Annotated in this window: 19 protein-coding genes and 1 pseudogene; 14 read left to right on the top strand and 6 right to left on the bottom strand. The window is 62.0% G+C overall.

Features of this window, described 5'->3' with window-relative positions; all coding sequences use genetic code 11:
- The first annotated feature begins 128 nt into the window (after nucleotides 1–128).
- The 4 genes from EFD55_RS11280 to EFD55_RS11265 all read left to right on the top strand — a co-directional run bounded on the left by EFD55_RS11280 (nucleotide 129) and on the right by EFD55_RS11265 (nucleotide 4,913).
- Nucleotides 129–1,916, top strand: coding sequence for a sigma-54-dependent Fis family transcriptional regulator (locus tag EFD55_RS11280; RefSeq protein WP_125845138.1), 1,788 nt, complete (start codon nucleotides 129–131; stop codon nucleotides 1,914–1,916).
- A 124-nt stretch (nucleotides 1,917–2,040) separates the two neighbouring features.
- Complete coding sequence (locus EFD55_RS11275; RefSeq protein WP_125845137.1) at nucleotides 2,041–3,102, top strand: aromatic ring-hydroxylating dioxygenase subunit alpha; 1,062 nt, start codon at nucleotides 2,041–2,043, stop codon at nucleotides 3,100–3,102.
- Nucleotides 3,103–3,105: 3 nt separating this feature from the next.
- Nucleotides 3,106–3,849 carry a GntR family transcriptional regulator gene (locus EFD55_RS11270; protein WP_125845136.1) on the top strand — a complete coding sequence of 248 codons (744 nt, stop codon included), beginning with the start codon at nucleotides 3,106–3,108 and terminating at the stop codon, nucleotides 3,847–3,849.
- Nucleotides 3,850–3,926: 77 nt separating this feature from the next.
- Nucleotides 3,927–4,913 (top strand): PDR/VanB family oxidoreductase, encoded by a 987-nt coding sequence (locus tag EFD55_RS11265; RefSeq protein WP_125845135.1) that lies wholly within the window; start codon nucleotides 3,927–3,929, stop codon nucleotides 4,911–4,913.
- A gap of 63 nt (nucleotides 4,914–4,976) precedes the next feature.
- Here EFD55_RS11265 and EFD55_RS11260 read toward each other — a convergent pair whose 3' ends face one another.
- Nucleotides 4,977–5,381: a MarR family winged helix-turn-helix transcriptional regulator gene (locus tag EFD55_RS11260; RefSeq protein WP_245438458.1), complete on the bottom strand. Its 405-nt coding sequence runs from the start codon at nucleotides 5,379–5,381 to the stop codon at nucleotides 4,977–4,979.
- 389 nt (nucleotides 5,382–5,770) lie between these two features.
- On the opposite strand from EFD55_RS11260, the gene EFD55_RS11255 reads away from it, so the two are divergent.
- Entirely contained in the window at nucleotides 5,771–6,610 is an 840-nt protein-coding gene (locus tag EFD55_RS11255) for a p-hydroxycinnamoyl CoA hydratase/lyase (RefSeq protein WP_125845133.1), read from the top strand.
- Nucleotides 6,611–6,623: 13 nt separating this feature from the next.
- Nucleotides 6,624–8,768 (top strand): acetate--CoA ligase family protein, encoded by a 2,145-nt coding sequence (locus EFD55_RS11250; RefSeq protein ID WP_125845132.1) that lies wholly within the window; start codon nucleotides 6,624–6,626, stop codon nucleotides 8,766–8,768.
- 29 nt (nucleotides 8,769–8,797) lie between these two features.
- On the opposite strand, the gene EFD55_RS11245 is transcribed toward EFD55_RS11250, so the two are convergent.
- Entirely contained in the window at nucleotides 8,798–9,697 is a 900-nt protein-coding gene (locus tag EFD55_RS11245; protein ID WP_125845131.1) for a helix-turn-helix transcriptional regulator, read from the bottom strand.
- Nucleotides 9,698–9,942: 245 nt separating this feature from the next.
- On the opposite strand from EFD55_RS11245, the gene EFD55_RS11240 reads away from it, so the two are divergent.
- The 8 genes and pseudogenes from EFD55_RS11240 (at nucleotide 9,943) to EFD55_RS11205 (ending at nucleotide 18,489) form a co-directional block, all read left to right on the top strand.
- Nucleotides 9,943–11,394 (top strand): aldehyde dehydrogenase, encoded by a 1,452-nt coding sequence (locus EFD55_RS11240; protein ID WP_125845130.1) that lies wholly within the window; start codon nucleotides 9,943–9,945, stop codon nucleotides 11,392–11,394.
- 78 nt (nucleotides 11,395–11,472) lie between these two features.
- On the top strand, nucleotides 11,473–12,789 hold the full coding sequence (locus EFD55_RS11235; protein ID WP_125845129.1) for an ABC transporter substrate-binding protein: 1,317 nt from the start codon (nucleotides 11,473–11,475) through the stop codon (nucleotides 12,787–12,789).
- Between the two features lie 7 nt (nucleotides 12,790–12,796).
- On the top strand, nucleotides 12,797–13,552 hold the full coding sequence (locus tag EFD55_RS11230) for an ABC transporter ATP-binding protein (protein ID WP_125845128.1): 756 nt from the start codon (nucleotides 12,797–12,799) through the stop codon (nucleotides 13,550–13,552).
- Nucleotides 13,549–14,275, top strand: a pseudogene (locus EFD55_RS11225) (ABC transporter ATP-binding protein). The gene EFD55_RS11230 and the pseudogene EFD55_RS11225 overlap by 4 nt, the downstream one beginning before the upstream one ends.
- Nucleotides 14,272–15,168, top strand: a complete 897-nt coding sequence (locus tag EFD55_RS11220) for a branched-chain amino acid ABC transporter permease (RefSeq protein ID WP_125845127.1) — start codon at nucleotides 14,272–14,274, stop codon at nucleotides 15,166–15,168. The pseudogene EFD55_RS11225 and the gene EFD55_RS11220 overlap by 4 nt, the downstream one beginning before the upstream one ends.
- Nucleotides 15,165–16,184 (top strand): branched-chain amino acid ABC transporter permease, encoded by a 1,020-nt coding sequence (locus tag EFD55_RS11215; protein ID WP_125845126.1) that lies wholly within the window; start codon nucleotides 15,165–15,167, stop codon nucleotides 16,182–16,184. Before EFD55_RS11220 ends, EFD55_RS11215 begins: the two co-directional genes overlap by 4 nt.
- A 42-nt stretch (nucleotides 16,185–16,226) precedes the next feature.
- Complete coding sequence (locus EFD55_RS11210) at nucleotides 16,227–17,012, top strand: coniferyl-alcohol dehydrogenase (protein WP_125845125.1); 786 nt, start codon at nucleotides 16,227–16,229, stop codon at nucleotides 17,010–17,012.
- Between the two features lie 31 nt (nucleotides 17,013–17,043).
- A complete protein-coding gene (locus EFD55_RS11205) occupies nucleotides 17,044–18,489 on the top strand; it encodes an aldehyde dehydrogenase (protein ID WP_125845124.1) in 1,446 nt (481 codons plus the stop codon).
- Between the two features lie 101 nt (nucleotides 18,490–18,590).
- On the opposite strand, the gene EFD55_RS11200 is transcribed toward EFD55_RS11205, so the two are convergent.
- The 4 genes from EFD55_RS11200 to EFD55_RS33135 all read right to left on the bottom strand — a co-directional run bounded on the left by EFD55_RS11200 (nucleotide 18,591) and on the right by EFD55_RS33135 (nucleotide 22,534).
- Nucleotides 18,591–19,628 (bottom strand): ABC transporter permease, encoded by a 1,038-nt coding sequence (locus EFD55_RS11200; protein WP_125845123.1) that lies wholly within the window; start codon nucleotides 19,626–19,628, stop codon nucleotides 18,591–18,593.
- Between the two features lie 42 nt (nucleotides 19,629–19,670).
- A complete protein-coding gene (locus EFD55_RS11195) occupies nucleotides 19,671–21,212 on the bottom strand; it encodes a sugar ABC transporter ATP-binding protein (protein ID WP_125845122.1) in 1,542 nt (513 codons plus the stop codon).
- A 78-nt stretch (nucleotides 21,213–21,290) separates the two neighbouring features.
- The gene (locus EFD55_RS11190) at nucleotides 21,291–22,256 is read right to left on the bottom strand and encodes a sugar-binding protein (RefSeq protein WP_004671359.1); all 966 of its coding nucleotides are present in this window, start codon (nucleotides 22,254–22,256) and stop codon (nucleotides 21,291–21,293) included.
- 140 nt (nucleotides 22,257–22,396) lie between these two features.
- The gene (locus EFD55_RS33135) at nucleotides 22,397–22,534 is read right to left on the bottom strand and encodes a hypothetical protein (protein WP_165504804.1); all 138 of its coding nucleotides are present in this window, start codon (nucleotides 22,532–22,534) and stop codon (nucleotides 22,397–22,399) included.
- Nucleotides 22,535–22,577 lie beyond the last annotated feature (43 nt).

The raw sequence follows: 22,577 nt of genomic DNA, 5'->3' as shown, positions 1-22,577 counted from the left end.
AGATAAACGCTTCCACCAACTTGATTTTCGGGGGATCTGGAGATGAAGCCAAGCTCCGAAACGGGCTTGCCGAATTTCATAAAATGATAAAGACTTTCATGATTTTGAGAATCTCATGAAAGACGATCATGCCAAAGCGCACAGTCCCGCCGCACCTGATCTCGCTGGCCGATGCATCCAAACGTACGGGCAAGATGCTTTCGCGCGGCACATACAGCGAGCTCGACACCGGCGCGTCGCCAACATTGACCGAATTGACCGAGGCCCTGCACTTCGCACTGGGAGATGGCCGCATCTGGCTGAACGATCAGCGCATGGTGTTGATGCAGTCGCAGGTCCTGGGCCGGCTCCGGCAGGAGATCATCGAAGCTTTCGGCGTCGAGATCGCCACGGCCATGTTCATGCGGGTCGGCTACATGCAGGGCGTGCGCGATGCGGAATTGATCCAGAAACGGTTTCCGAACGAGGACCTGACTCACGCCCTGGCGGCCGGCCCGCGGGTCCACACCCTCGAGGGTTTCGTCAAGGTCACCACCCGGCATTTCGAATTCAACAGCGCCCGGGGCACCTACTTCGGCGAGTTCGACTGGCACGATTCCTCCGAAGCTGCCGAACACATCGCCCACCACGGCCTTGCCAGCGCCCCGGTCTGCTGGATGCAGACCGGCTATCCCAGTGGCTACACCAGCACGCTCTTTGGACGCCCCGTCATCTTTCGCGAAGTCGAATGCGCCGGGATGGGCGCCCCCCATTGCAAGGTCATCGGCCAGAATGCCGAGGAGTGGGGCGAAGACGCGCCGGAGCGCGCCTATCTCGGGCTCGAATGGCCAAGGTCCCGCCGCACCGCTCGCCGCGCCGCCGATCCGGCAATGCAGCCAACCGAACCGCCGGCGAAGGCCGTTCCGTCCGAAGTCGCTGGTTCCAGCCAGGTCATCGGCGTGTCGGCAAACTTCCTGCGCGCCCGGCTGATGGTGGAAAAGGTTGCCGATACCGAGGCCACCGTCCTGCTGATCGGAGAATCCGGTGTTGGCAAGGAATTGTTCTCCCAGCAGCTTCATCGGCTGAGCGGCCGGGCCGGCGGCCCGTTCGTGCCGATCAACTGTGCCGCAATCCCCGAAAACCTCGTGGAATCGGAGCTGTTCGGCGTCGAAAAGGGTGCCTATACCGGCGCAATCGCATCCCGGCCGGGATATTTCGAGCGGGCCGCCGGTGGCACCATATTCCTTGACGAGATTGCCTCGCTCGCCTACGCGGCTCAGGGAAAGCTGCTCCGCGCCATCCAGGAGCGGCAGATCGAGCGGGTTGGCGGCATCCGCACCATTCCAGCCGACGTGCGGGTGGTGGCGGCATCCAATGTCGACCTTGAAGGCGAAGTGCGCGCCGGGCGGTTCCGGCAGGACCTCTATTTCCGCCTCTGCGTCTTCCCGATCGTCGTTCCCCCGCTGCGCGACAGGCGCGACGACATTCCGATGCTGATCGACCATTTCCTGCGTATTTTCCGCGATCGCCACCGCCGTGATGTCATCGGCCTGTCGCGACGAGCGATCGACGCACTGTTGGCCTATGACTTTCCCGGCAATATCCGTGAACTGCAAAATCTGATCGAACGCGGCGTAATTTTTGCCGAGCCCGGAGGTCTGATCGATATCCAGCATCTCTTCACCGGCGGCGAAGTCTCGCCGACGTTTCCGCAGGCGTTAAGCCGGGATGGACGGATAAAGCCGAAAAATGCGCCGCTCCCCGTGACACATCCTAGCCTTATCACCTCGCCTGCCGATCTCGTCGCCGCCGAGGACGCACTCTACCAAGAAGCGCTGCGGGCCGCCGCCGGCAATGTCTCTGCAGCCGCCCGCAATCTTGGCCTTACCCGCGCCAAGCTGGAATACAGGTTGAAGAAGCTAGGCCTGGTGAATTGAAAAGCTGTATACAGAGATCGAGCGAATGCCGCCGAGATTGTCATATTTTTCCGATTTTCACCTTCCGTCTTGACGCGATGTATACATTGTGCGCTTCTTAAGCCATCTGAGGAGGACAGATGAAATGAAGCGACCGACATTTCCCTTGAATGCTTGGTATGCCGCCGCCTATGATGTGGAGCTGAAGCGCGCACTGCTGCCGCGCACCATCTGCAACAAGCCAATTGTGCTGTATCGCAAGGAAAATGGCACGCCCGCGGCCTTGGCGGACGCCTGTTGGCACAGGCTGGTACCGCTCTCGTTCGGCCGGCTCGATGGCGACAACGTGGTGTGCGGCTATCATGGCCTCGAATATGACGAGACCGGCCGCTGTGTATACATGCCGTCACAGGACACGATCAATCCATCGGCCTGCGTTAAATCCTATCCAGTCGCCGAGAAGCACCGCTTCGTCTGGATCTGGCCCGGCGAGCCGGCGCTTGCCGACCCGGCGCTAATTCCCGACATGCACTGGAACGATGACCCCGATTGGGCCGCCGACGGCAAGCTGATCGAGGTGAAATGCGACTATCGCCTGGTTGTTGATAATCTCATGGATCTCACCCACGAGACCTTCGTGCACGGCTCGTCGATCGGCGATCGTGCCGTGGCTGAATCTCCCTTCGAAGCAAATCATTCTGATCGCTTCGCCTATGTGACAAGGTGGATGCACGACATCGATCCGCCGCCCTTCTGGCGCAAGCAGTACGGCAAGCCGGGCAAAGTGGACCGTTGGCAGATCATCCGATTCGAGGCTCCCTGCACGGTCACGATCGACGTCGGCGTCGCAGCGGCTGGTACCGGCGCGCAGCAGGGCGACCGCTCGCAAGGCGTGAACGGCTACGTCCTGAACACGATCACGCCATCGACGGACAATACCTGTCTGTATTTCTGGGCCTTTGCCCGGAACTACGACCTGCATAATCAGGCCCGTACGCATGAACTGCGCGAGGGCGTCGCGGCTGTTTTCGGCGAGGATGAGGCGGTGCTTCAAGCACAGCAGATCGCGATCGAAGCCAACCCTGATCATCAGTTCTACAATCTCAATATCGATGCGGGCACGATGTGGGCTCGCAAGCTTATCGACCGGATGATCGACCGGGAAACCAGTCCAGAACGGAACGCCACGGCGGTGGCGGCGGAGTAAAGCATGGCGGCAGAACGGGACGGCGCGCCGAAACAGCAGACGGCAAAGGCCCTCACGGGCCTTCGTGATCTCGTGCTCAAAGGCGAGGTGCTGCATGGGGAGCGGCTCTCGGAGGTAGCACTCGCCGCCCGGCTCAAAGTGTCTCGCACGCCGTTGCGTGCCGCCCTGCAAAAGCTGGAACAGGAGGGACTCGTCGTCATGATTCCCTCGGGCGGCTATGCGGTCCGCAGCTTCAGCCGCCAGGACGTGATCGACGCCATAGAACTTCGCGGCGTTCTCGAGGGCACCGCTGCCCGGCTGGCGGCCGAACGCGGCGTACCGCCGGTAAAGCTGAAGGCAATTTTGGACGTGGTCGCAAGTCTCGACCGTGTGGTGGAGCCAGGACCGGGCGCGATGGATTTCGGGCTCTATGAAATGCTGAACGAACGTTTCCACCGGCAACTCGCAGCCCTGAGCGGCAGCGAGGTGCTGAGCCGAGAGATCGAGCGGATCACCGGCCTCCCATTTGCCAGCCCCAATGCCTTCGTCAACACGGAGGCGGATGTGCCGGCCTTTCAACGCACGCTGGTAATCGCCCAGACGCAGCACAAGGCAATTATTTCCGCAATCGGACTGCGCGAAGGCGCGCGTGCCGAAGCGCTGGCGCGCGAACATGCACGGCTGGCGCGGCAGAACCTGGATTTCGTCATGGAAGAACAACCGGATCTGCGCGGCAAGGTGCTGGCACTGGCGCTGATGTCCAGCTGAAGCGGCGAGAGGTCTTCGGGCGGCCGCCTTTTATACCGGATGACCGGCAGATCATCGAAATTCAAAGGGAGGGAAATATGCGGTCCAGGTTGGAGTGGCGCAAGGCGCGGGTCGTTGAGGCACGCACGATCGCCGAGGATGTGCGGGCGGTGACCTTTGCCGTCGAAGGCCTGCGTGCCGGTTTCGATCCCGGTTCACATACCAATATCAGAGTGCAGATCAACGGTGATCCGGCGATCCGCACCTATACCGTTTTACCTGGACCGCCCGGCACGCTCTCCATCGCCGTGAAGCTTCACCCGAACAGCCGTGGCGGCTCGGTATTCATCTGGCAGCTGCAGCCGGGTGATGACATAGAACTGACCGAGCCCGAAAACCGTTTCGAGCTTTCGTGGCGCGCCTCCCGCTATCTCCTGATCGCCGGCGGCATAGGGATTACCCCGATCTACGGCATGGCGAAAACACTCGCCTCGCGAGGGCAGAGGCTCCGGCTGGCCTATGCCGCGAAGAGCCGTCACCAGATGGCTTTTGTCGATGAACTTGCCGCGCTGCTGGGCGACCGGCTGCAGTTTTTTGCTCAGGAAGACGGTGAAGCACTAGATCTCGACTCCGAATTTGCCGCCCTGCCGCCGGATGGTGAGGCATACATTTGCGGCCCGCTCGGCCTCCTGGAGGCGGCGCGACAGGCTTGGCAAAAAAGTGGCCGCTCCATGAGCCGACTGCGCTACGAGGTCTTCGGCGACAACGGTCGCTTTGCAGAGCAGGCCTTCGATGTCGAAGTCCCCCAGCTCGGTGCTCGTGTTCGGGTCCGGGCCGACCAGTCCATGCTCGACGTGCTGGTGGAGGCCGGCGTCGACATGGTTTTCGATTGCCGCCGCGGCGAATGTGGGCTCTGTGCCGTCAACATCGTGGAAGCGGATGGGATGATCGACCACCGCGATGTTTTCTTTTCCGAAGCCGAGCGGCAGGAAAATTCACGCATGTGCGCCTGCGTTTCGCGGGCCTGTGGCGGACGGATCGTCATCGATACTGGCTATCGCTCCGACCTCACCCCGGCAGAATAATCCACGCATGTCCGGAAAGATGCGCAGTTCAAATAACGCTGCGGCTGTTTTGGCTTTGGTCGATCAATCATCAGTCGGGAGTTCGGGGTTATCCTGGCGAGAGGCCCCTTCGCCCTCCTGCCGGATGCTGCGCAAGACTTCCAACGCTGCCTCTCGCAGCTCCGGCGCGAAAAGGCGCAGAAACCGCGCCTCGTGTGCCCCGATGATGGCATGCACCGTCTCCACCCTCTCCATACCGGTCCTCGTCAGGCGAAGAGCCTGCGATCGGCCGCCGACCGGAGCCCGGTCGACAAGCCCGGCCTTGGTCAGCCCGACCATCAGGGGAACCATGTTGGCGCGCTGGATGCCGAGGCTACGTCCGAGATCGCTCTGGGTACAGCCGGGATTGGCATCAATCAGCGTCAGAATGGAAGCTTCGACCGGCCTGAGTTCGATTGCCTGAAGCCTTGAACCCAGGTCGGTCATCATCACATTGGATGCCCTCCTCAGCTGATAGCCAAGCAGGGTCTCGAGCGGGTCGCTCAATTTCGATGTGCGGGCGTCGATATCCATAATCCGGCTATAATGCTATTGCGCATAACAATCAAATGATGCTATGAGACATAACATTACCGGTGAGGAGGTCATATGCCGGTATTGGAGGAATTTCTTTCAGAATATCGGCAGATGCGCCGCGATCCGTTGATCAACGACGCAACAGCTCTCTGCGCATTCGCGCCGGCTGGCGTGAGGCGTCTCATTTGGATTTCACTGCGGCCACCAGGCCCTGGTGAGGCTTACTGTCTTCAACGCAGGTCGCGACTTTGCGGCCGCGTCCCTTTTGATGTGCAGGCCCGAACGGCAAGAAGGACACCATCATGACAACAGAACATTCCGAAAAAGATACCGTCGCCTTTACCGTTGAAGCCGGTATCGCCTGGGTCAGCTTCAACCGCCCGGAGAAACGCAATGCCATGAGCCCCACGCTCAATCGGCGCATGATGGAGGTTCTGGACGAGCTCGAGTTTCGGGCCGATGTCGGTGTACTGGTTCTGTCCGGCGAGGGTACGGCCTGGTCAGCGGGCATGGATCTCAAGGAATATTTCCGCGAGACCGAGGCCCACGGTCTGCAGGGCACGCGAAAGGCGCAACGTGAAAGCTATGGCTGGTGGCGCCGGCTGCGCTGGTATCAGAAGCCGACCATCGCCATGGTGAACGGCTGGTGCTTCGGCGGCGGTTACGGGCCGCTTTTCGCCTGCGATCTCGCCTTTGCCGCCGATGAAGCCAAATTCGGGCTGAGCGAGATCAACTGGGGCATTCTGCCCGGCGGCGGCGCCGCCAAGGTGGCGACCGAGCTGACATCCTTCCGCAACGCCATGTATCACGCGCTGACCGGCGAGAACATCGATGGCAGGAAAGCGGCCGAGTGGGGTTTCGTCAACGAGTCCCTGCCGCTTGCGCAGTTGAAAGCGCGCGTGACCGATGTCGCCAACATTCTGCTGCAAAAGAACCCCGTGGCTCTCAAAGCCACCAAGGATGCCATCCGCCGCGTGCGGGAGATGGCCTACGACAATGCGGAGGATTACCTGGTCCGTGCCCAGGAAGCGGCCAACAGTTATGACAACGAGGGGCGCAAGGAAGGTATCAAGCAGTTCATCGACGACAAGACCTACAAGCCGGGTCTTGGTGCCTACGACAAATCCAAGCATCAGGCCTGAGGAGCGCCCTAGCATGACGGTCGACACCACTAGCGCGCTTCCCAGCGGTTCGATGGAACGCTTGTTGCACCCGAGATCGGTGGCAATTGTCGGCGCCTCCGACAAGCCCGGCGCGCTTGGCGCTTCGGTTCTGTCCAATCTCGACCGCTGCGGCTATGCCGGCGCCATTCATCTCATAAATCCCAAGCGGACCGAGATCGGCGACCGGCCCTGCCTCGCCTCGATCGATGACTTGCCGGACGGGGTGGATGCGGCGGTTCTTGCCGTTCCGCGCGCAGCCGTGCTTCCCTCCATAGTGGCGCTTGCCCGCCGCCGTGTTGGCGCGGCCGTCATCTTTTCGGCGGGCTTTGCCGAGGGCGGCGAGGAAGGCTTGGCCGACCAGCGCGAGATCGCCCGCATAGCGGCTGAGGTGGGTATGGTGATCGAGGGGCCGAATTGCCTCGGCATGGTCAATCATGTTGACCGCATCCCCCTGACCTTCATCGAAACCGATTCAGAGGCGCTAGGCGATCGGCCGGGCATCGCGATCGTGTCGCAGAGCGGCGCCATGGCTGCTGTCCTCGGCGTGACCTTCGCCAGCCGCGATCTCGGCCTCTCCTATTCCATTTCGACCGGCAACGAAGCCGCAAGCGGCGTCGAAGACTATGTGGAATTTCTAGTTGAGGACTCATCCACACGCGTCATCGCGATGATCGTTGAACAATTCCGCAAGCCCGCCCGCTTCCTCGATGCAGCGCGCAAAGCATATGCGAAGGGCAAGCGGATCGTCCTTCTTCACCCCGGCCGGAGCAGTGCGGCGCGCGAATCTGCTGCGACCCATACCGGCGCCATGGCCGGCGACTATCAGGTCATGCGCGCCAAGGTCGCGCGTGCCGGCGTCATTCTGGCCGAAACGCTCGAAGAACTCGGCGACATCGCCGAGATCGCCCTGCGTTGCCCGGCTCTTCCCGCCGGAGGCCCTGCCGTGCTTGGCGAATCCGGCGCGTTCAAGGCGCTGACGCTCGATCTGTGCGAGGAGCTTGGGCTGGTTCTTCCGATAATCAGCGACGATACCGCGCCAGCGCTGCGCGCTGTCCTGCCGCCCTTCGTCGGCGTCAGCAATCCGCTGGATCTGACGGCACAGGGCCTTGTCGAGCCGGACCTTTATGACAGAACGCTCACCGCCCTCTTCGACGATACCCGTTTTGCCAGCATTGTCGCCTGCATCATCCAGACCGACCCCGTCACCTCAGCCATCAAACTGCCGCCGATCCTGAAAGCGGTGCGCGAGCGCAAGCCTGCAAAACCGCTGATCTTTGCCGGGCTCGATGAGGGGGCCCCTATCCCGGCGGACTATATCACGCAGTTGCGTGCGCTCGGCATCGTCTATTTCCCATCGACCGAACGCGCCTTCCGGGCGCTGAAGCGCATCGACGAATTCGCGGCACGCGACGTTACCACGTCCACCGCACCGCCGGTCGCGATTACCGATCTCCCCTCGCAGGGAGGTGTCGTTCCCGAATATCGGGCCAAGCAAATCCTGGCACCACTCGGCATTCCTTTTCCTGAAGGCCGCCTGGCAACGACCATCGAGGAAGCCCTCGAGGCGGCGGCATCGATTGGGTATCCGGTGGTGCTGAAGGCACAATCACCCAATCTCAGCCACAAGAGCGATGCGGGCGGTGTCGTCATTGGATTGACGGGCGCAGCCAGCCTCAAGGAGGGCTGGGCCAAGCTGCACGCCGATGTCGCGCGCCATCGCCCAGGCCTCACCCTGGACGGTGTACTGATCGAAGCCATGGGCAAACGCGGCATCGAGCTGATCATCGGCGCACGCAACGATCCCGATTGGGGTCCTGTGATCCTCGCGGGCTTTGGCGGCGTTACGGCGGAGATCCTGAAGGATGTCCGCATTCTGACCCCCGATCTACCCGATGATGCCATCATCCGCGAACTATATCGGCTGAAGAATGCACCCTTGCTGCGTGGTTTCCGTGGCTCGCCGCCGCTCGATGTGAATCCCGCCGCCCGCATCATCGCCACGCTCGGCCGACTGCTGCTGGCCGAACCGGCGATCCGGGAAATAGACCTCAATCCCGTGGTGATTTATCCCGACGGCGAAGGTGCGGTGGCGCTGGATGCCTTGATGCTGACCGCACCCATAAATGGCCGCACCTGAACCGCGAAACTCACGCGATCGAGCGATGGTCACGGCCAGTCCGAATAGCCCGACGAGAGCATGTCGCTGCGGGCGACTTCCGCCTTCCTGGCGAAATCGCGGTAGGTGGCGGGTGAAAATCCGGTCTTTCTCTTGAAGAAATGACTGAAATAAGTGGGATCGCGAAAGCCGAGACTGTCGGATATCTCCTGGACGGTCCTGGCGGAGCGCTCCAGCCGCAGCTTCGCCTCCTGGACAACGCGCTCATGCAGGAGCTGGACGGGAGATCGCCCGAGCGCGCTGCTGCAGATGGAATGCAGGCGGTCGGTGGTGACGCCGAGCTCCCGCGCATAGTCGCTGATCGGCCGATGCTGCCGGAACCAGATCTCCACCAGCTGTCGGTATCGCTGCAGGATCGAGGCACCACCGCCACGGCCGCGTTGCTCGGCCGCCTCACTGCCGCCGGTGCGCCACAGCGTCATGAGGATCAGCCGCAAATAGGCGGAGATGACCATCCACGAGGCGCGTGAGGGATCGCCAAGCTCCCGCACGAAGCCCGCCACCAGCGGCTGTGTCTCTTCGACGGCATGCGGCTTCGGTTCGTCCGTCAGCCAGGGCCGCTCGCTGAAAGTCCGCAGCGCATAGGATTCCGCCTGGTCGCCGATCGCGTCCACCATGATCTGCGGCGACGCGCCGATCAGGAAGCCTGCGGCACCGGCAGCCATGCGCAGCTCGCACCGTGCCTGCGGCGGCAGATAAGCGAGCGCCGGCCCTTGTAGCGATCGTTGCTCCTCCGGCTCGAACAATAAGGCAGCCGTTCCAGCCTGCAGCAGAAACAGATGGTGGAAGTCGGCATAGAGGCCTTTCTGGAAACGGATCGTGCGGTGAGACAGCGATGGCTCCCGCCACTCGCCATGTGCATGATGATGGATGCCGCCATCGGAAACCATGAAGCCCTCCGCCTGCCGGCATCGCAATAGCGTCGCCGGGAATGCCAGATAATTACAACATTAACCCAGAAAAACACATTCCTTCCGAATTGCAATGGCGTAGTCTCATCTCATGAGCCTCTGGGAGGAGGACTCCACACAACAGATCCAGAGCTGCGAGGCCATATCCCGGCCACGCTAGACCGTGTGCGCTTTCTCCCGTTGAGCGGGATGCAGGGCGACCTGTGGAGAATGGGACGATCGCGATGTTTGTGGCAAAACTTCTGATCAATGACGAGACGGTGGATGCGTCAGATGCATCCACCTTCGAATGCCTTGATCCAGCGACCGGCGATGTCGCGACCGTCGCGCCGGCGGCCTCGATATTGGACGCGGCGCGGGCCGCCAACGCCGCCGCCGCTGCCTTTCCCGCATGGTCGGAACTAGGGCCGGGTCAACGCCGTGCCATACTCAACCGGGCGGCAGATGTTCTCCTTGCGCGATCGGCGGATTTCGTCGCGGCGATGATCGGAGAGACCGGGGCGACCGCCCTTTGGGCCAGGATCAATTGCGATCTTGCCGCCGACATAATGCGCGAGGCGGCCTCGATGACCACGCAGATCACCGGCGAGATCATCCCCTCGGGCATTCCCGGCAACGTCTCGATGGCAGTGCGCCAGCCGGCCGGTGTCTGCGTCGGCATTGCGCCGTGGAATGCGCCGATCATTCTTGGCGTGCGGGCAATCGCCATGCCGCTTGCCTGCGGCAATACGGTCGTGCTCAAGGCCTCCGAACTCTGCCCGAAGACGCATTGCCTGATCGGAGAGGTCATGCGCGAAGCGGGCTTTCCCGCAGGCGTCGTCAATGTCGTCACCAATGCTCCGAAGGATGCCGCAATCGTCGTGGAGGCTTTGATCGCCCATCCAGCAGTTCGCCGGGTCAACTTCACCGGCTCGACGCGCGTCGGACGGATCATCGCAGAGACATCGGCACGGCATCTGAAACGCTGCCTGCTCGAACTCGGCGGAAAGGCGCCCTTCATCGTGCTTGCGGATGCCGATGTTGACGAGGCTGTCCGAGCGGCGGCCTTCGGCGCCTTCATGAATCAGGGCCAGATCTGCATGTCGACGGAACGCATCATCCTGCTCGAGGAGATTGCCGATGAATTCGTCGAGAAATTGAAGGCGAAGGCCGCAACGCTCGTGGCCGGAGATCCGCGTCACGGAAATACGCCGCTCGGAACCATGATCAGTGCCGAGGCGGTGCGGCGCATCAAGGCGCTGGTCGAGGATGCCTTGCAGAAGGGCGCGGTTGTCGTCTGCGGCGGGCACGCGAATGGTATGCTTATGGACGCGACCGTCGTCGATCACGTGACATCAGCCATGCGCCTCTACCGGGAGGAAAGTTTTGGACCGCTGGCGGCAATCATCCGCGTCGGCAGCATCGACGAGGCCGTCACCATCGCCAACGACAATGAATACGGATTGTCCTCGGCGGTGTTTAGCCGAGACATCAATCAGGCGCTGGCCGTCGCCAAGCGCATCGAGACCGGCATTTGTCACATCAACGAGGCGACCGTCTCCGATGAGCCGCAAATGCCCTTCGGCGGGGTCAAGTCAAGCGGCTACGGCCGTTTCGGCGGTAAGGCCGCGATCGACGAGTTCACCGAATTGCGCTGGATCACATTGGCATCCGGCGCGCGTCACTACCCGATCTGAGCCGCATTGCGGCGCTCGACCGGCAAGACTGAAGAAGCATCGGGGGCGAGAAGGCTCCGTAAAGGGAGGAACGATTGCATGACCAACAATCTCATTGGAACGAGGATCAACGCCGCATCGCTGACGCGCCGTTCGTTCATGGCTGTTACGGCAGCCGGTAGCACGGCACTGGCGCTTGGTGGACGGGCGGCATTCGCAGCCGACGATACGATCAAGGTCGGCTTCATCAGCCCGCGCACCGGACCGCTTGGCGGCTTCGGCGAGACGGATGGCTATGTGCTGGAACTGGCGCGCAAGGCGCTGGCGGCCGGCCTGCAGGCGGGCGGCAAGACCTGGAAGGTGGAAATCCTCGATCAGGACACGCAGTCCGATCCGTCCCGCGCCGGACAATTGGCAAAGGATCTGATCAACAACAAGGGCATCGACCTCATGCTGGTCGTTTCTACTCCGGAAACGATCAACCCGGTGGCCGATGCCTGCGAGGCGGCAGGCGTTCCCTGTCTGTCGACAGTCATGCCCTGGGAAGCTTGGTATTTCGGTCGTGGCGCCAAGCCGGGCGCACCCTCGCCGTTCAAATGGACCTACCATTTCGGGTTCGGCGTCGGCGAATTCCTGAAAACCTATGTTTCACAGTGGAACCTGATCGAGACCAACAAAAAGGTCGGCGTCATGTATCCCAACGATGCCGATGGCAATGCCATCCGCGCCCATCTGGCCCCGGCCCTTTCCAAGGCCGGCTTCACCATCGTCGATCCGGGCGCCTATGAAACCGGCACGACCGACTTCTCGGCGCAGATCGCCCTCTTCAAGCAGGAAGGCGTGGAGATCTTCAACTCGTTTCCCATCCCGCCGGATTTTGCCGCCTTCTGGCGTCAGGCGGCCCAACAGGGTCTGACCCAGCAGATCAAGATCTGCCAGGTCGCCAAGACCGGGCTCTTCCCCTCCGACATCGAGTCGCTTGGCGACCTCGGCGTCAACATCAGCAGCGCCGCCTATTGGCATAAGGCCTTCCCTTACAAATCGACGCTGACAGGGGTTTCCGGGACGGAGCTTGCGGACGGCTACGAAGCATCGAGCGGTAAGCAGTGGACGCAGCAGCTCGGCGCCAGCCTCTCGCTTCTCGACGCCGGCTTCGATGCCCTGAAGGCCAGCACCGACGTCAAGAGCAAGGAGGCCGTGGCCAAGGCGATCAGCACGCTGAAGACCACGACGATTGCCGGCAAGGTCGACTTCACCAGCGGTCCGGTCGCCAACGTTTCTCCTGGACCAGTCATCGGAACGCAATGGGTAAAGGCGCCAGAAGGCTCCAAGTTCGCGCTCGACTACGTCGCGACCGAAAATGCCACCGACCCGAATGTTCCGGTCAGTGCCAAGCTCATTCCCTACAATGGATAACGGCACCGTGCAGCAACGGGATCAAAAAGGACGGCCGGACGAGGCCTTTCTCTCGGCTAAGGGAATCCACAAGCGTTTCGGCGCGCTTGTGGTTCTCGAAAACCTCGATTTTTCCATGGGCGCTGGAGACGCGGTGGGGATTGTCGGGCCAAACGGCGCGGGCAAGACGACGCTGCTCAGCGTGCTTGCAGGTGCCTTTCCGCCGACCGCCGGGACAGTGACTTTCGATGGCGCCGATGTCACGGCGCTATCGGCGGCCGATCGCTGCCGGTCGGGGCTGGTCCGCACGCATCAGATTCCCAAACCCTTCAGCGGCATGACCACCTTCGAGAACGTTTTCGTTGCCGCCTCGCACAGCAGCGCCGCCAGCCGCGACGAGGCCTATGAGCGTGTCGTCGATTCGCTGACGCTGTGCGGCATGCTCGGCGTTGCCAATCGCCGCGCCGACACGCTCGGCCTACTCGATCGAAAACGCCTGGAGCTGGCACGGGCGCTTGCCACCAAGCCGAAACTGCTGCTCCTCGACGAAATCGGCGGCGGTTTGACCGACGGCGAGGCCAGCGAGCTGGTGGATACCATTCTCGAATTGCGCCGGCGCGGCATCGGCGTCGTCTGGATCGAGCATATCGTCCACATCCTGCTGCAGGTGGTCGAACGACTGATCTGCATGGACGCCGGCAAGATCATCGCTAACGGCGAGCCGAAGGCGGTCATGCGCGACGCCGAGGTCGTAAAGGCCTATCTCGGAGGAACGCCGGCATGAGCCTTCTCTCCATCCGCGACCTCGACGTCCGTCATGGCCTGCTGCAGGCGGTGCGCGGCGTCAGTTTCGATATCACCGAAGGCGAGGTGCTGGCCCTGGTCGGCGCCAACGGCGCGGGCAAGACGACGCTGCTGCGATCGATCGCCGGCGCCCATCTCCCCGCCGCCGGCCAGGTGTTTCTCGGCGGCCAGGATATAACGGCGGTGCCCTCTCACAAGCGGATCGCCATGGGCATCGCCCTGGTGCCGGAGGGTCGGCGCCTTTTCTCGCAAATGACCGTCGAGGAAAACCTTTTGCTCGGCAAGACTGCCGGCCGCAAGGGCGACTGGACCATCGAGCGGGTTTTCGATGCATTTCCGAACCTGAAGCCCCGCCGCCGCGCCAAGACCGGCCATCTCTCCGGCGGCGAACAGCAGGCGACCGCTATCGGCCGGGCATTGATGAGCAATCCCGATATTCTCCTGCTCGACGAAGTCTCGCTCGGCCTGTCGCCGCTCGTGGTCGATCGCGTCTATGCGCAGCTACAGGCGCTACTCGGTGACCACCATCGTCCTCGTCGAGCAGGATCTCGGACGTGCGATGAACGTCGCTAGCCGCGTCATCTGCATGCTGGAGGGACGTGTCGTCCTCGACAGGCCGGCAGCGGGCGTTACCCGCGACGAAATCACCAAAGCCTATTTCGGGCTGCACCATCGGGCCGACGAAGACAGGAGCGCATCGTGATCAATACCTTGCTCCAGGGCATCCTGCTCGGCGGCTATTATGCCGTCATCGCCTGCGGCCTGTCTTTCATGTTCTCGGTCATGCGCATCATCAACCTGGCGCATGGCAGCCTGGCGGTCGCGGCGGCCTACGGCCTCTGGCTGCTGGCCTCCAAGTTCGGCATCTCGCCCTTTGCCGGGCTGCTGATCATATTGCCCATAATGGCGGCCTTCGGCTGGTTGCTACAGCGCTTCGTTCTCGAGCGTAGCGCCAGCGGCGGCGCGCTTTTGCCGATCCTCACCACCTTCGGCCTGTCGATCGTCATCGACAACCTGCTGTTCGAGCAATTTGGCGCGGATACACGGTCGCTGGCGCCGTTTATCGGCAACCTGTCCTACGCATCCTGGCAATTGCCCGGCCATATCTTCGTCGGCAAGCTCGCGGTGATGATGATGGCGACGGCGATTATCATTCTCGGCGGTTTGCAATTTTTCCTCAGCCGCTTTGCCCTCGGCCGCGCGATCCGCGCCACGGCGGAAGACCCCGATACGGCAGGTCTCGTCGGCATCGACGCCCGCAGGGTGAATGCGACGGCAACGGCGATCACCATGGTCACCATCGGGATCGCCGGGGCGTTCCTCGCCATGCGGGCCACTTTCAGCGCCTATGCGGGCGCGCCGCAGCTGCTCTTTGCCTTCGAGACGGCAGTCATCGGCGGCGCCGGCTCTCTGTGGGGCACGCTGGTCGGCGGCATCGTCCTCGGGCTTGCCCAATCGCTTGGCGCGCAGCTGCATCCACAGGGCTTTCTGATCGGTGGACATGTTGTGTTCTTGCTGGTCGTCTTCCTGCGGCTCTTCCGGTCCGGCATGCCGGCCTTCGGCAGAATTCGCGCATTTCTTCGGAGTCCGGCATGACCCTCCTCTCGAACGACATTTCCATCGAGCGCTGGACAAGATCGTCACGGCTAATGCTGGCCGCCATGGCAGCGGCAATCGCAGTCCTGGCGCTTGCTCCAGCATTCCTTGGAGCCGGCATGATCGACCGGATGACGGCCCTGTTCATCTACGTGATCCTTGCGGCCATGTGGAATGCCCTGGCAGGGTTCGGCGGGCTCGTTTCGGTCGGCCAGCAGGTATTCTTCGGCCTTGGCGCCTATTTCACCATCCGGTTCGCTGATGCCGGGCTCAATCCCTTCGTTGCACTGCTCGTTGCCGCGATCGTCACCGGTGCCCTCTCCATCCCGCTGTCGCTGTTCATGCTACGGCTCAAGGGCGGGGAGTTCGCCATCGGCATGTGGGTCGTGGCCGAGCTCGTCCACCTTCTCGTCAATCTCGATCGCCTCATCCAGGGCGAGACCGGCACATCACTGATCTCGCTGAACGTCTATGACAGCGCCACCCGCCGAGCGATCATCTACTGGCTGTCGCTGGTTGCCATGACGGCCCTGCTCGGCACCCTTTTCACGCTGATGCGCAGCCGCGCCGGGGCTGCCATGCAAGCCATCCGCGACAATGAGGACGCGGCAACCTCCGTCGGCGTGCGCGTCATCGCCACGAAGAGGCTGCTCTTTGTGCTCGCGGCATTCGGCATTGCGGTTGCCGGCGGCCTCTGGCTGGCGGCGGCCACCACCTTCCAGCCGAAGACCTACTTCAGCGTTCAGTGGACCGCCTACATGATCTTCATGGTTCTCGTCGGTGGCATTGGAAAGTTCGAAGGCGCGATACTCGGCGCAATCCTGTTCTTCGTCATCGAGACCATCTTCGGCGGAACCGGCGTTTGGTACCTGATCGGCTTGGGCGCGACGGCCGTCCTCTTCTCACTTTACCTGCCGCACGGCCTTTGGGGTGAGATCGAACGGCGCTTCGGCTTGCAACTGCTGCCGATCGGCTACCGACTGACGCTGCCGGATCTTCTCAAAGGCAAACGATAGCGGCTGGCGGATTTTCCGATCCCGTTGAGAAAGGTACAAATCATGCTTTTCGGAAAGACTATTCTGATCACCGGCGTTGCCTCTGGTATCGGTGCACGCACCGCGGAACTGGCAGGACAAATGGGCGCTGATGTCATCGGCGTTGACATCCGTGAGCCGAGCCAGGGGGGCGCCTCCTTCATAAAAGGTGACATATCGACGGCCTCCGGCGTCTCTGAGATCGTCCGGCAGTTGCCCAAGCGCATCGACGCACTCGCCAATGTCGCGGGCCTGTCGGGCAATACCGGCGTTGTGGCGACGCTGGCCGTGAATTTTTACGGATTGCGCGCACTGACGGAAGTAGTGGCGCCGCGGCTTCGCGAAGGCGGGGCCGTCGTCAACGTCGCGTCCATCGCCGGTTATGGTTGGCGCGCAAACCTCGAGCGGGCAAAGACATTGACCGACATCGAGGGTTTCCCAGGCATCGAAAGCCTCGTTGCCAAGCATGGCCTGAAGGACGAGGAGGCCTATCCTCTCTCCAAGGAACTGCTTCTACTCTGGACGATGCGCGCGGCCCACCAGCCACTGTTCAAAGAGCGCGGCATCCGCGTCAATGCCGTAAGCCCCGGCCCGGTCGAAACACCTATCCTCAGACAATTTCGTGCGGTCCTCGGCGACGAACGTGTCGACAGCGACATTACCCGCGTCGGCCGCGCCGGAACCTCGGCCGATATCGCTCCCGCCATTCTCTTCCTCTGCTCGGATGGCGCACGTTGGATCAACGGCACCAACCTCGCCACCGACGGCGGCCTCGAGGCCTCCATCAACGCCTCGGTTCTCGGTTTCTAGTTTTCGTTTTCATTTTCATCAGGAGACAGACATGACTATTTCCCTTCTCATCAACGGCGTCGATCGTCCCGCCGCCAGCAGCCGGACCTATGACCGCGTGGATCCCTTCACCGGAGAGGTTGCAAGCCGGGCTGCGGCGGCCGGCCCCGATGATGTCACGGCAGCAATCGACGCTGCATCGGCGGCGTTTCCTGCCTGGTCGAAGACCGGCCCCAGCCAGCGCCGCGCGATCCTGATGAAGGCTGCCGACATCATGGATTCCAAGGCCGGCGATTTCACCCGGCTGATGATCGAGGAGACCGGCGCAACCGCCCCCTGGGCGGGTTTCAACGTCATGTTCGCCGCCAACATCCTGCGCGAGGCCGGCGCCATGACGACGCAAATCGCCGGCGAGATTATTCCCTCGGACAAGCCCGGCACGCTCGCCATGGGCGTTCGCCAGGCCGCCGGCGTGTGTCTGGCAATCGCCCCCTGGAACGCGCCCGTCATCCTCGCCACCCGCGCTGTCGCCATGCCGATCGCCTGCGGCAACACCGTCATCCTCAAGGCATCCGAGCAATGCCCGGGCACGCATCGTCTGATCGCCACGGCTCTTACCGAAGCGGGCCTGCCCGCCGGCGTCATCAATGTGCTCACCAACGCGCCGGAAGATGCGCCTGAAATCGTTGCCGCGCTGATTGCCCATCCCGCCGTCAAGCGCGTGAATTTCACCGGATCGACCAAGGTCGGCAAGATCATCGCCGAGACCTGCGGCAGACACTTGAAGCCTGCCCTTCTCGAACTCGGCGGCAAGGCGCCGCTTGTTGTCCTCGACGACGCCGATATCGACGGCGCCGTCAATGCCGCCATTTTCGGCGCCTTTATGAACCAAGGCCAGATCTGCATGTCGACGGAGCGGATCATCGTCGACGAGGCGATCGCCGATGAGTTCGTCGCCAAGCTGGCCGCCCGCGCCGGCCAGTTGCCTGCCGGCGATCCCCGCGGCCATGTCGTGCTCGGCTCGCTGATCAGCCTCGACGCAGCGAAGAAAATGGAGGAACTGATCGCCGATGCCACGGCCAAGGGCGCAAAGCTCGTCGCCGGCGGCAAGCGCTCAGGCACCGTGGTTGAGGCGACGCTACTCGATCGCGTGACGCCTGCGATGCGGGTCTATGCGGAAGAATCCTTCGGCCCGGTCAAGCCGATCATCCGCGTCTCCGGCGAGGAGGAAGCGATCCGCATCGCCAACGACACCGAATACGGCCTGTCCTCGGCAGTCTTCAGCCGCGATATCCAGCGGGCGCTCGCTGTAGCGGCCCGCATCGAGACGGGGATCTGCCATATCAACGGCCCGACCCTGCACGATGAGGCGCAAATGCCCTTCGGCGGCGTCAAAGGCAGCGGCTATGGCCGCTTCGGCGGCAAGGCGGCGATCGCCGAATTCACCGACCTGCGCTGGATCACCATCGAAGATCCGGCGCAGCACTATCCCTTCTGAGAAAGCAGGCGGTGGCTGAGATCGGCGAGCAGCAAGGCACGAACATCCAGCATTCCAGTGCGGAAGAGGCTGCATGGTTCGCTAGCGGCAATACACTGGTCTCATCCACCGACCTGGTCCTGATTGGCAACCACCGGCAATTTGTCTTCGTCCGGAACACGGGCTTCGGTCTGCCGGGCGGCAGAGACGAGCCGGCGCTGTGCGCGGATGGCGTTCCATTGTTGATCGATCAGGACGCCGATGAGGATCACGCCACCCATGACGGCGAAATTCAGCGACGAGGGGATGCCAAGCAGATTCACGAGGTTCTGCAACTCCTGGAGCAGGACCGTTCCGAGCACGACGCCAACGATCGATCCCTCGCCGCCGCGGAGTGAAAAGCCGCCGAGTACGGCAGCGGCAATTGCGTAGAGTTCATAGAACTGGCCATGGCTGGCCGGCGAGATCGAGCGTGTGTACATGGCGAAATAGATAGCCGCGAGCGCCGTAAGCAGTCCGCAGATGACATAGGCCGACATCACCATCCGGCCGGTGCGGATACCGGAATAGCGGGCCGCCTCCTCGTTCTTGCCGATCGCATAGAGATAACGCCCGAAGACAGAGCGATGCAGCACCACCCACATGACCACGGAAATGATGACGAGCGCTATGAAGGTGTTGGGAACGCCGTAGAGCCGTCCGGCGGTCAGGAACTCAAGGTCCGGGAAATTTTGGCCGAACGCAAAACCCGCCGTTCCGTCGGCCGTATAGAAGCGCGCCGCCCCGCGATAGATAAGGAGGCCGCAGAGGGTGACGACGAAGGGTTGCAGGTTCAGCCGGGTGATCAGCCAGCCGTGAATGGCGCCTATGGCCGCGCCGAGCACGAGAATGAGTGGAAGCGCCAGCATCCACGGCATATCTTGGACCGCGACGAAATCGACAAACAGCACGCCAAGAAGCGCTACGAGCGAACCGACGGAAAGTTCGATACCGCCTGTAATAATGACGTAGGCCTGGCCAATCGACAGGATGCCAAACAGGCCGATCAGGTTGGCGGTATTTGCCAGGTTGATCGGCAGCAGGAACCGCGGATTGATGATGGCGACGACGATGCCGACAACGACGATCAAAAGCAGCAGTCCAAGATCTTTTTTGATCATTCGAGACCCATCCCCGATATCTAATCCCATTTGGCGCCGCGGCTATTTTACGCCTTTGCCGACAGCAAGCAAAAGGACGCTTTCCTGACTGAATTCGTCCTCATCGAGAATGCCGGCGATCTGGCCTTCATGCATGACGGCAATGCGGTCGGAAACGCCGATCACCTCTTCCATGTCGCTGGAGATCATCAGGATCGCGACACCGGCATCGGCAAGCGCCCGCATCAGGCCGTAGATCTCGTTCTTCGCGCCTATATCGATGCCGCGTGTCGGCTCGTCGAAGATCATCACCTTCGGGCTCATCGACAACCATTTGGCCAGCACCACCTTCTGCTGGTTGCCGCCTGACAGCGTGCCGGTTCGGCTCGAAACGGAGGGCGCCTTGATGCCGAGGCGAACGCGCTGCTTTTCGGCCGCCGCCGTCTCCCGCTCGGCGGAAAGCATGAAGCGGCTGGCGAGCATGGGGAGATCGGCAAGGGTTATGTTCTGGGCGATCGGGAAATCAAGAAGAATGCCGTTGCGCTTTCGATCCTCTGGCACCAGGAAAATGCCGCGAGCAACGGCGTCCCGCGCGGAACGGACTGCAATTTGCTGCCCGTCCTGCAGGATGACCCCGCCGTAGCTGCGATCAATGCCAAAGAGCACCCTGGCAAGCTCGGTACGGCCGGACCCGACGAGGCCCGCAAGTCCCAGGATTTCGCCATACCTGATTTCCAGATCAACGGGATGGCCGGGATAGGCCTCGGTGCGCACGGCACTGACCTTCAGCGCAACTGAGCCGGGTGAGCGCTGCGGCTTTGCGGTACGGGCCGCAAGCATTCGGCCAATCATCAGCTTGACCATCTGGTCGTGGCCGATGTCCCTCTTGGCGAGCGTGCCCACAAGCGCGCCGTCACGGAGCACGACGACCCGGTCGGCTACGCGCTCAACCTCGTGGAGCCGATGCGAGATGAAAATAACACTGATGCCATCCGCCTTCAGCAATTTGATGATGCTGAGCAGCCGCTCGGTTTCAGCCAGCGGCAGGCTGGAAGTGGGTTCGTCGAGGATGACGAGCCTCGCGTTGATGGACAGCGCCTTGGCGATTTCCACCATCTGCTGCTCGGCCAGCGAAAGCGATGCCACGGGTGTGTCGGCGGAAAAATGCGCTCCCACGCGCCTCAAGAGCGGCTTCACCATGTCTCTTAGTCGATCGCGATCGATGAGCTTAAGAGGTCCCGCCTTCAGCGGTTCGCGCCCCAGGAAGATATTGGCAGCGACGTCGAGATTGTCAAAGAGATTGAGCTCCTGATGCACGAAGGCGATGCCGGACGAGATGCTCGATTCCACAGTGAGGAAACGAAGCTCTGCCCCGTCGAGCAGGATCGTGCCCCGATCGGGTGCGATCACACCGCCGAGAATCTTCATCAGCGTCGATTTTCCGGCCCCGTTTTCGCCGACAAGGCCGATGACCTCGCCTGGCATGATGTCCATCGAGAGGCCTTCGAGCGCAACGACGCCTGGATAGGTCTTGCCAACGCCGGAAAGCGAAAGGAATGGCGTTGCGGGCGCGCCCGGTGACGGGATGTCGGAACTATGGTTCATCGCCTGTCCATGGCTGCTGATGTTGTCGGCATGAAACGCCTTTCGCGGCGGCGGTGAGTGCCGCCGCCGCGAAGGAGGTTATTTTCCAGCCATGGCCTTCAGGTTGGCGGCATACTTGTCAACGTCATCCTTGCCGATGATCACCGTCGGGATGATGATCAAGCCATCGGCAGGAACGCCTGATTTGTCGCCCTTAAGGTAGGCGGCCATTAATTTCATGCCCTGATAGGCCCATTCGAACGGCTGCTGTACGACGGTTGCCGCGATCGTGCCTTCCTTGACGCCGCCGAGCGTGATCGGATCGTCATCAAAGCCGACGACGGTGATCTGGCCGAGCTTGCCTGCGTCGCGCAGCGCCTCATAGATGCGCGGCGTGTTGTAGGAGTAGAAGCCGACCATGCAGGTCAGGTCGGGGCTGGCCACCAACGCGTCCTCCACGTTCTTCTTGGCGCGCGTCTGGTCGATGTCGTCACCGCGAACATCGACAAGCTCGATCTTGGTACCCTTGAGCCCTTCCTTCATCCCTTCGATGCGTTCGCGGGCGTTATCGGCGCCCAGCAGACCGACGAAGCCCATGCACTTGCCGCCGTCCGGCATCGCCTTCTTGGCGATTTCGGCGGCCTGCTTGCCGGCATCGACGTTCGAAGAACCGATATAGGCGACGCGGTTGGTCTTCGGCGCGTCGCTGTCGGTGGTGAAGAGAGCCGTCTGCGAGCCAATCTTGTTCAGGCCGTCCGTCTGGGTCTTGGGATCGACAGCGGAGACCATGATCCCCTTGACGCCGGCGCTGACGAGATCTTCCATGAGACGCTGCTGAATGGCGACAGCCGCCTGCTCAGGATATTTCAGTTCCATGTTGTAGTCTGGCATCTCGCCCTGCGCCTTCTTGACCCCCGCCTCGGCGGCTTTCCAGAAGTCGGACGCTCCATTGACGACGAATGCGAGTGTCGGCTTGTCGGCCGCATGTGATGCAGCCATCGGCGCCGCACTCAGCATCAATGCGGCAAAGAACAAGGCTGCATTTTTCCGTTTCAGCTGTTTCATAACACTCCTCCCGAGGGCCGCGGTTGCGAGGGCCCGTTCGCGACTTACGGCCGGCCGCATGCGCGCCCCCTCCAAGGGCCGTCGCGAAGCGACGTGTGGCATAGTGCCGATCGCACCTCGACGGTATACCAGAATCTTAATTAGTAAATAGTAATATGAATGCAGATCGTCGATGCTGGGCCAAATCCGCCCACGGCGGCACAAATGCAAAAGCTTCGCATCGCCAGCTTTTCGGGCAGATCGCCGCTGATCAACACCGTCGCGATGGAAGTCTTCATGCCGATCCTCCCTGATCACGCTCAAGTCCGCCGACTTGCCTTC

The organism is Rhizobium pisi (genome assembly GCF_003938655.1).
Classification (GTDB): domain Bacteria; phylum Pseudomonadota; class Alphaproteobacteria; order Rhizobiales; family Rhizobiaceae; genus Rhizobium; species Rhizobium pisi.
Note: the sequence above shows the minus strand (reverse complement) of the source record. Positions and strands in the feature narration are given on the sequence as shown.

Coding starts and splice junctions, on each gene's coding strand:
- EFD55_RS11280 (WP_125845138.1), top strand. CDS start 129: ATGCCAAAGCGCACAGTCCCGCCGCACCTGATCTCGCTGGCCGATGCA.
- EFD55_RS11275 (WP_125845137.1), top strand. CDS start 2,041: ATGAAGCGACCGACATTTCCCTTGAATGCTTGGTATGCCGCCGCCTAT.
- EFD55_RS11270 (WP_125845136.1), top strand. CDS start 3,106: ATGGCGGCAGAACGGGACGGCGCGCCGAAACAGCAGACGGCAAAGGCC.
- EFD55_RS11265 (WP_125845135.1), top strand. CDS start 3,927: ATGCGGTCCAGGTTGGAGTGGCGCAAGGCGCGGGTCGTTGAGGCACGC.
- EFD55_RS11260 (WP_245438458.1), bottom strand. CDS start 5,381: ATGATGACCGACCTGGGTTCAAGGCTTCAGGCAATCGAACTCAGGCCG.
- EFD55_RS11255 (WP_125845133.1), top strand. CDS start 5,771: ATGACAACAGAACATTCCGAAAAAGATACCGTCGCCTTTACCGTTGAA.
- EFD55_RS11250 (WP_125845132.1), top strand. CDS start 6,624: ATGACGGTCGACACCACTAGCGCGCTTCCCAGCGGTTCGATGGAACGC.
- EFD55_RS11245 (WP_125845131.1), bottom strand. CDS start 9,697: ATGGTTTCCGATGGCGGCATCCATCATCATGCACATGGCGAGTGGCGG.
- EFD55_RS11240 (WP_125845130.1), top strand. CDS start 9,943: ATGTTTGTGGCAAAACTTCTGATCAATGACGAGACGGTGGATGCGTCA.
- EFD55_RS11235 (WP_125845129.1), top strand. CDS start 11,473: ATGACCAACAATCTCATTGGAACGAGGATCAACGCCGCATCGCTGACG.
- EFD55_RS11215 (WP_125845126.1), top strand. CDS start 15,165: ATGACCCTCCTCTCGAACGACATTTCCATCGAGCGCTGGACAAGATCG.
- EFD55_RS11210 (WP_125845125.1), top strand. CDS start 16,227: ATGCTTTTCGGAAAGACTATTCTGATCACCGGCGTTGCCTCTGGTATC.
- EFD55_RS11205 (WP_125845124.1), top strand. CDS start 17,044: ATGACTATTTCCCTTCTCATCAACGGCGTCGATCGTCCCGCCGCCAGC.
- EFD55_RS11200 (WP_125845123.1), bottom strand. CDS start 19,628: ATGATCAAAAAAGATCTTGGACTGCTGCTTTTGATCGTCGTTGTCGGC.
- EFD55_RS11195 (WP_125845122.1), bottom strand. CDS start 21,212: ATGAACCATAGTTCCGACATCCCGTCACCGGGCGCGCCCGCAACGCCA.
- EFD55_RS11190 (WP_004671359.1), bottom strand. CDS start 22,256: ATGAAACAGCTGAAACGGAAAAATGCAGCCTTGTTCTTTGCCGCATTG.
- EFD55_RS33135 (WP_165504804.1), bottom strand. CDS start 22,534: ATGAAGACTTCCATCGCGACGGTGTTGATCAGCGGCGATCTGCCCGAA.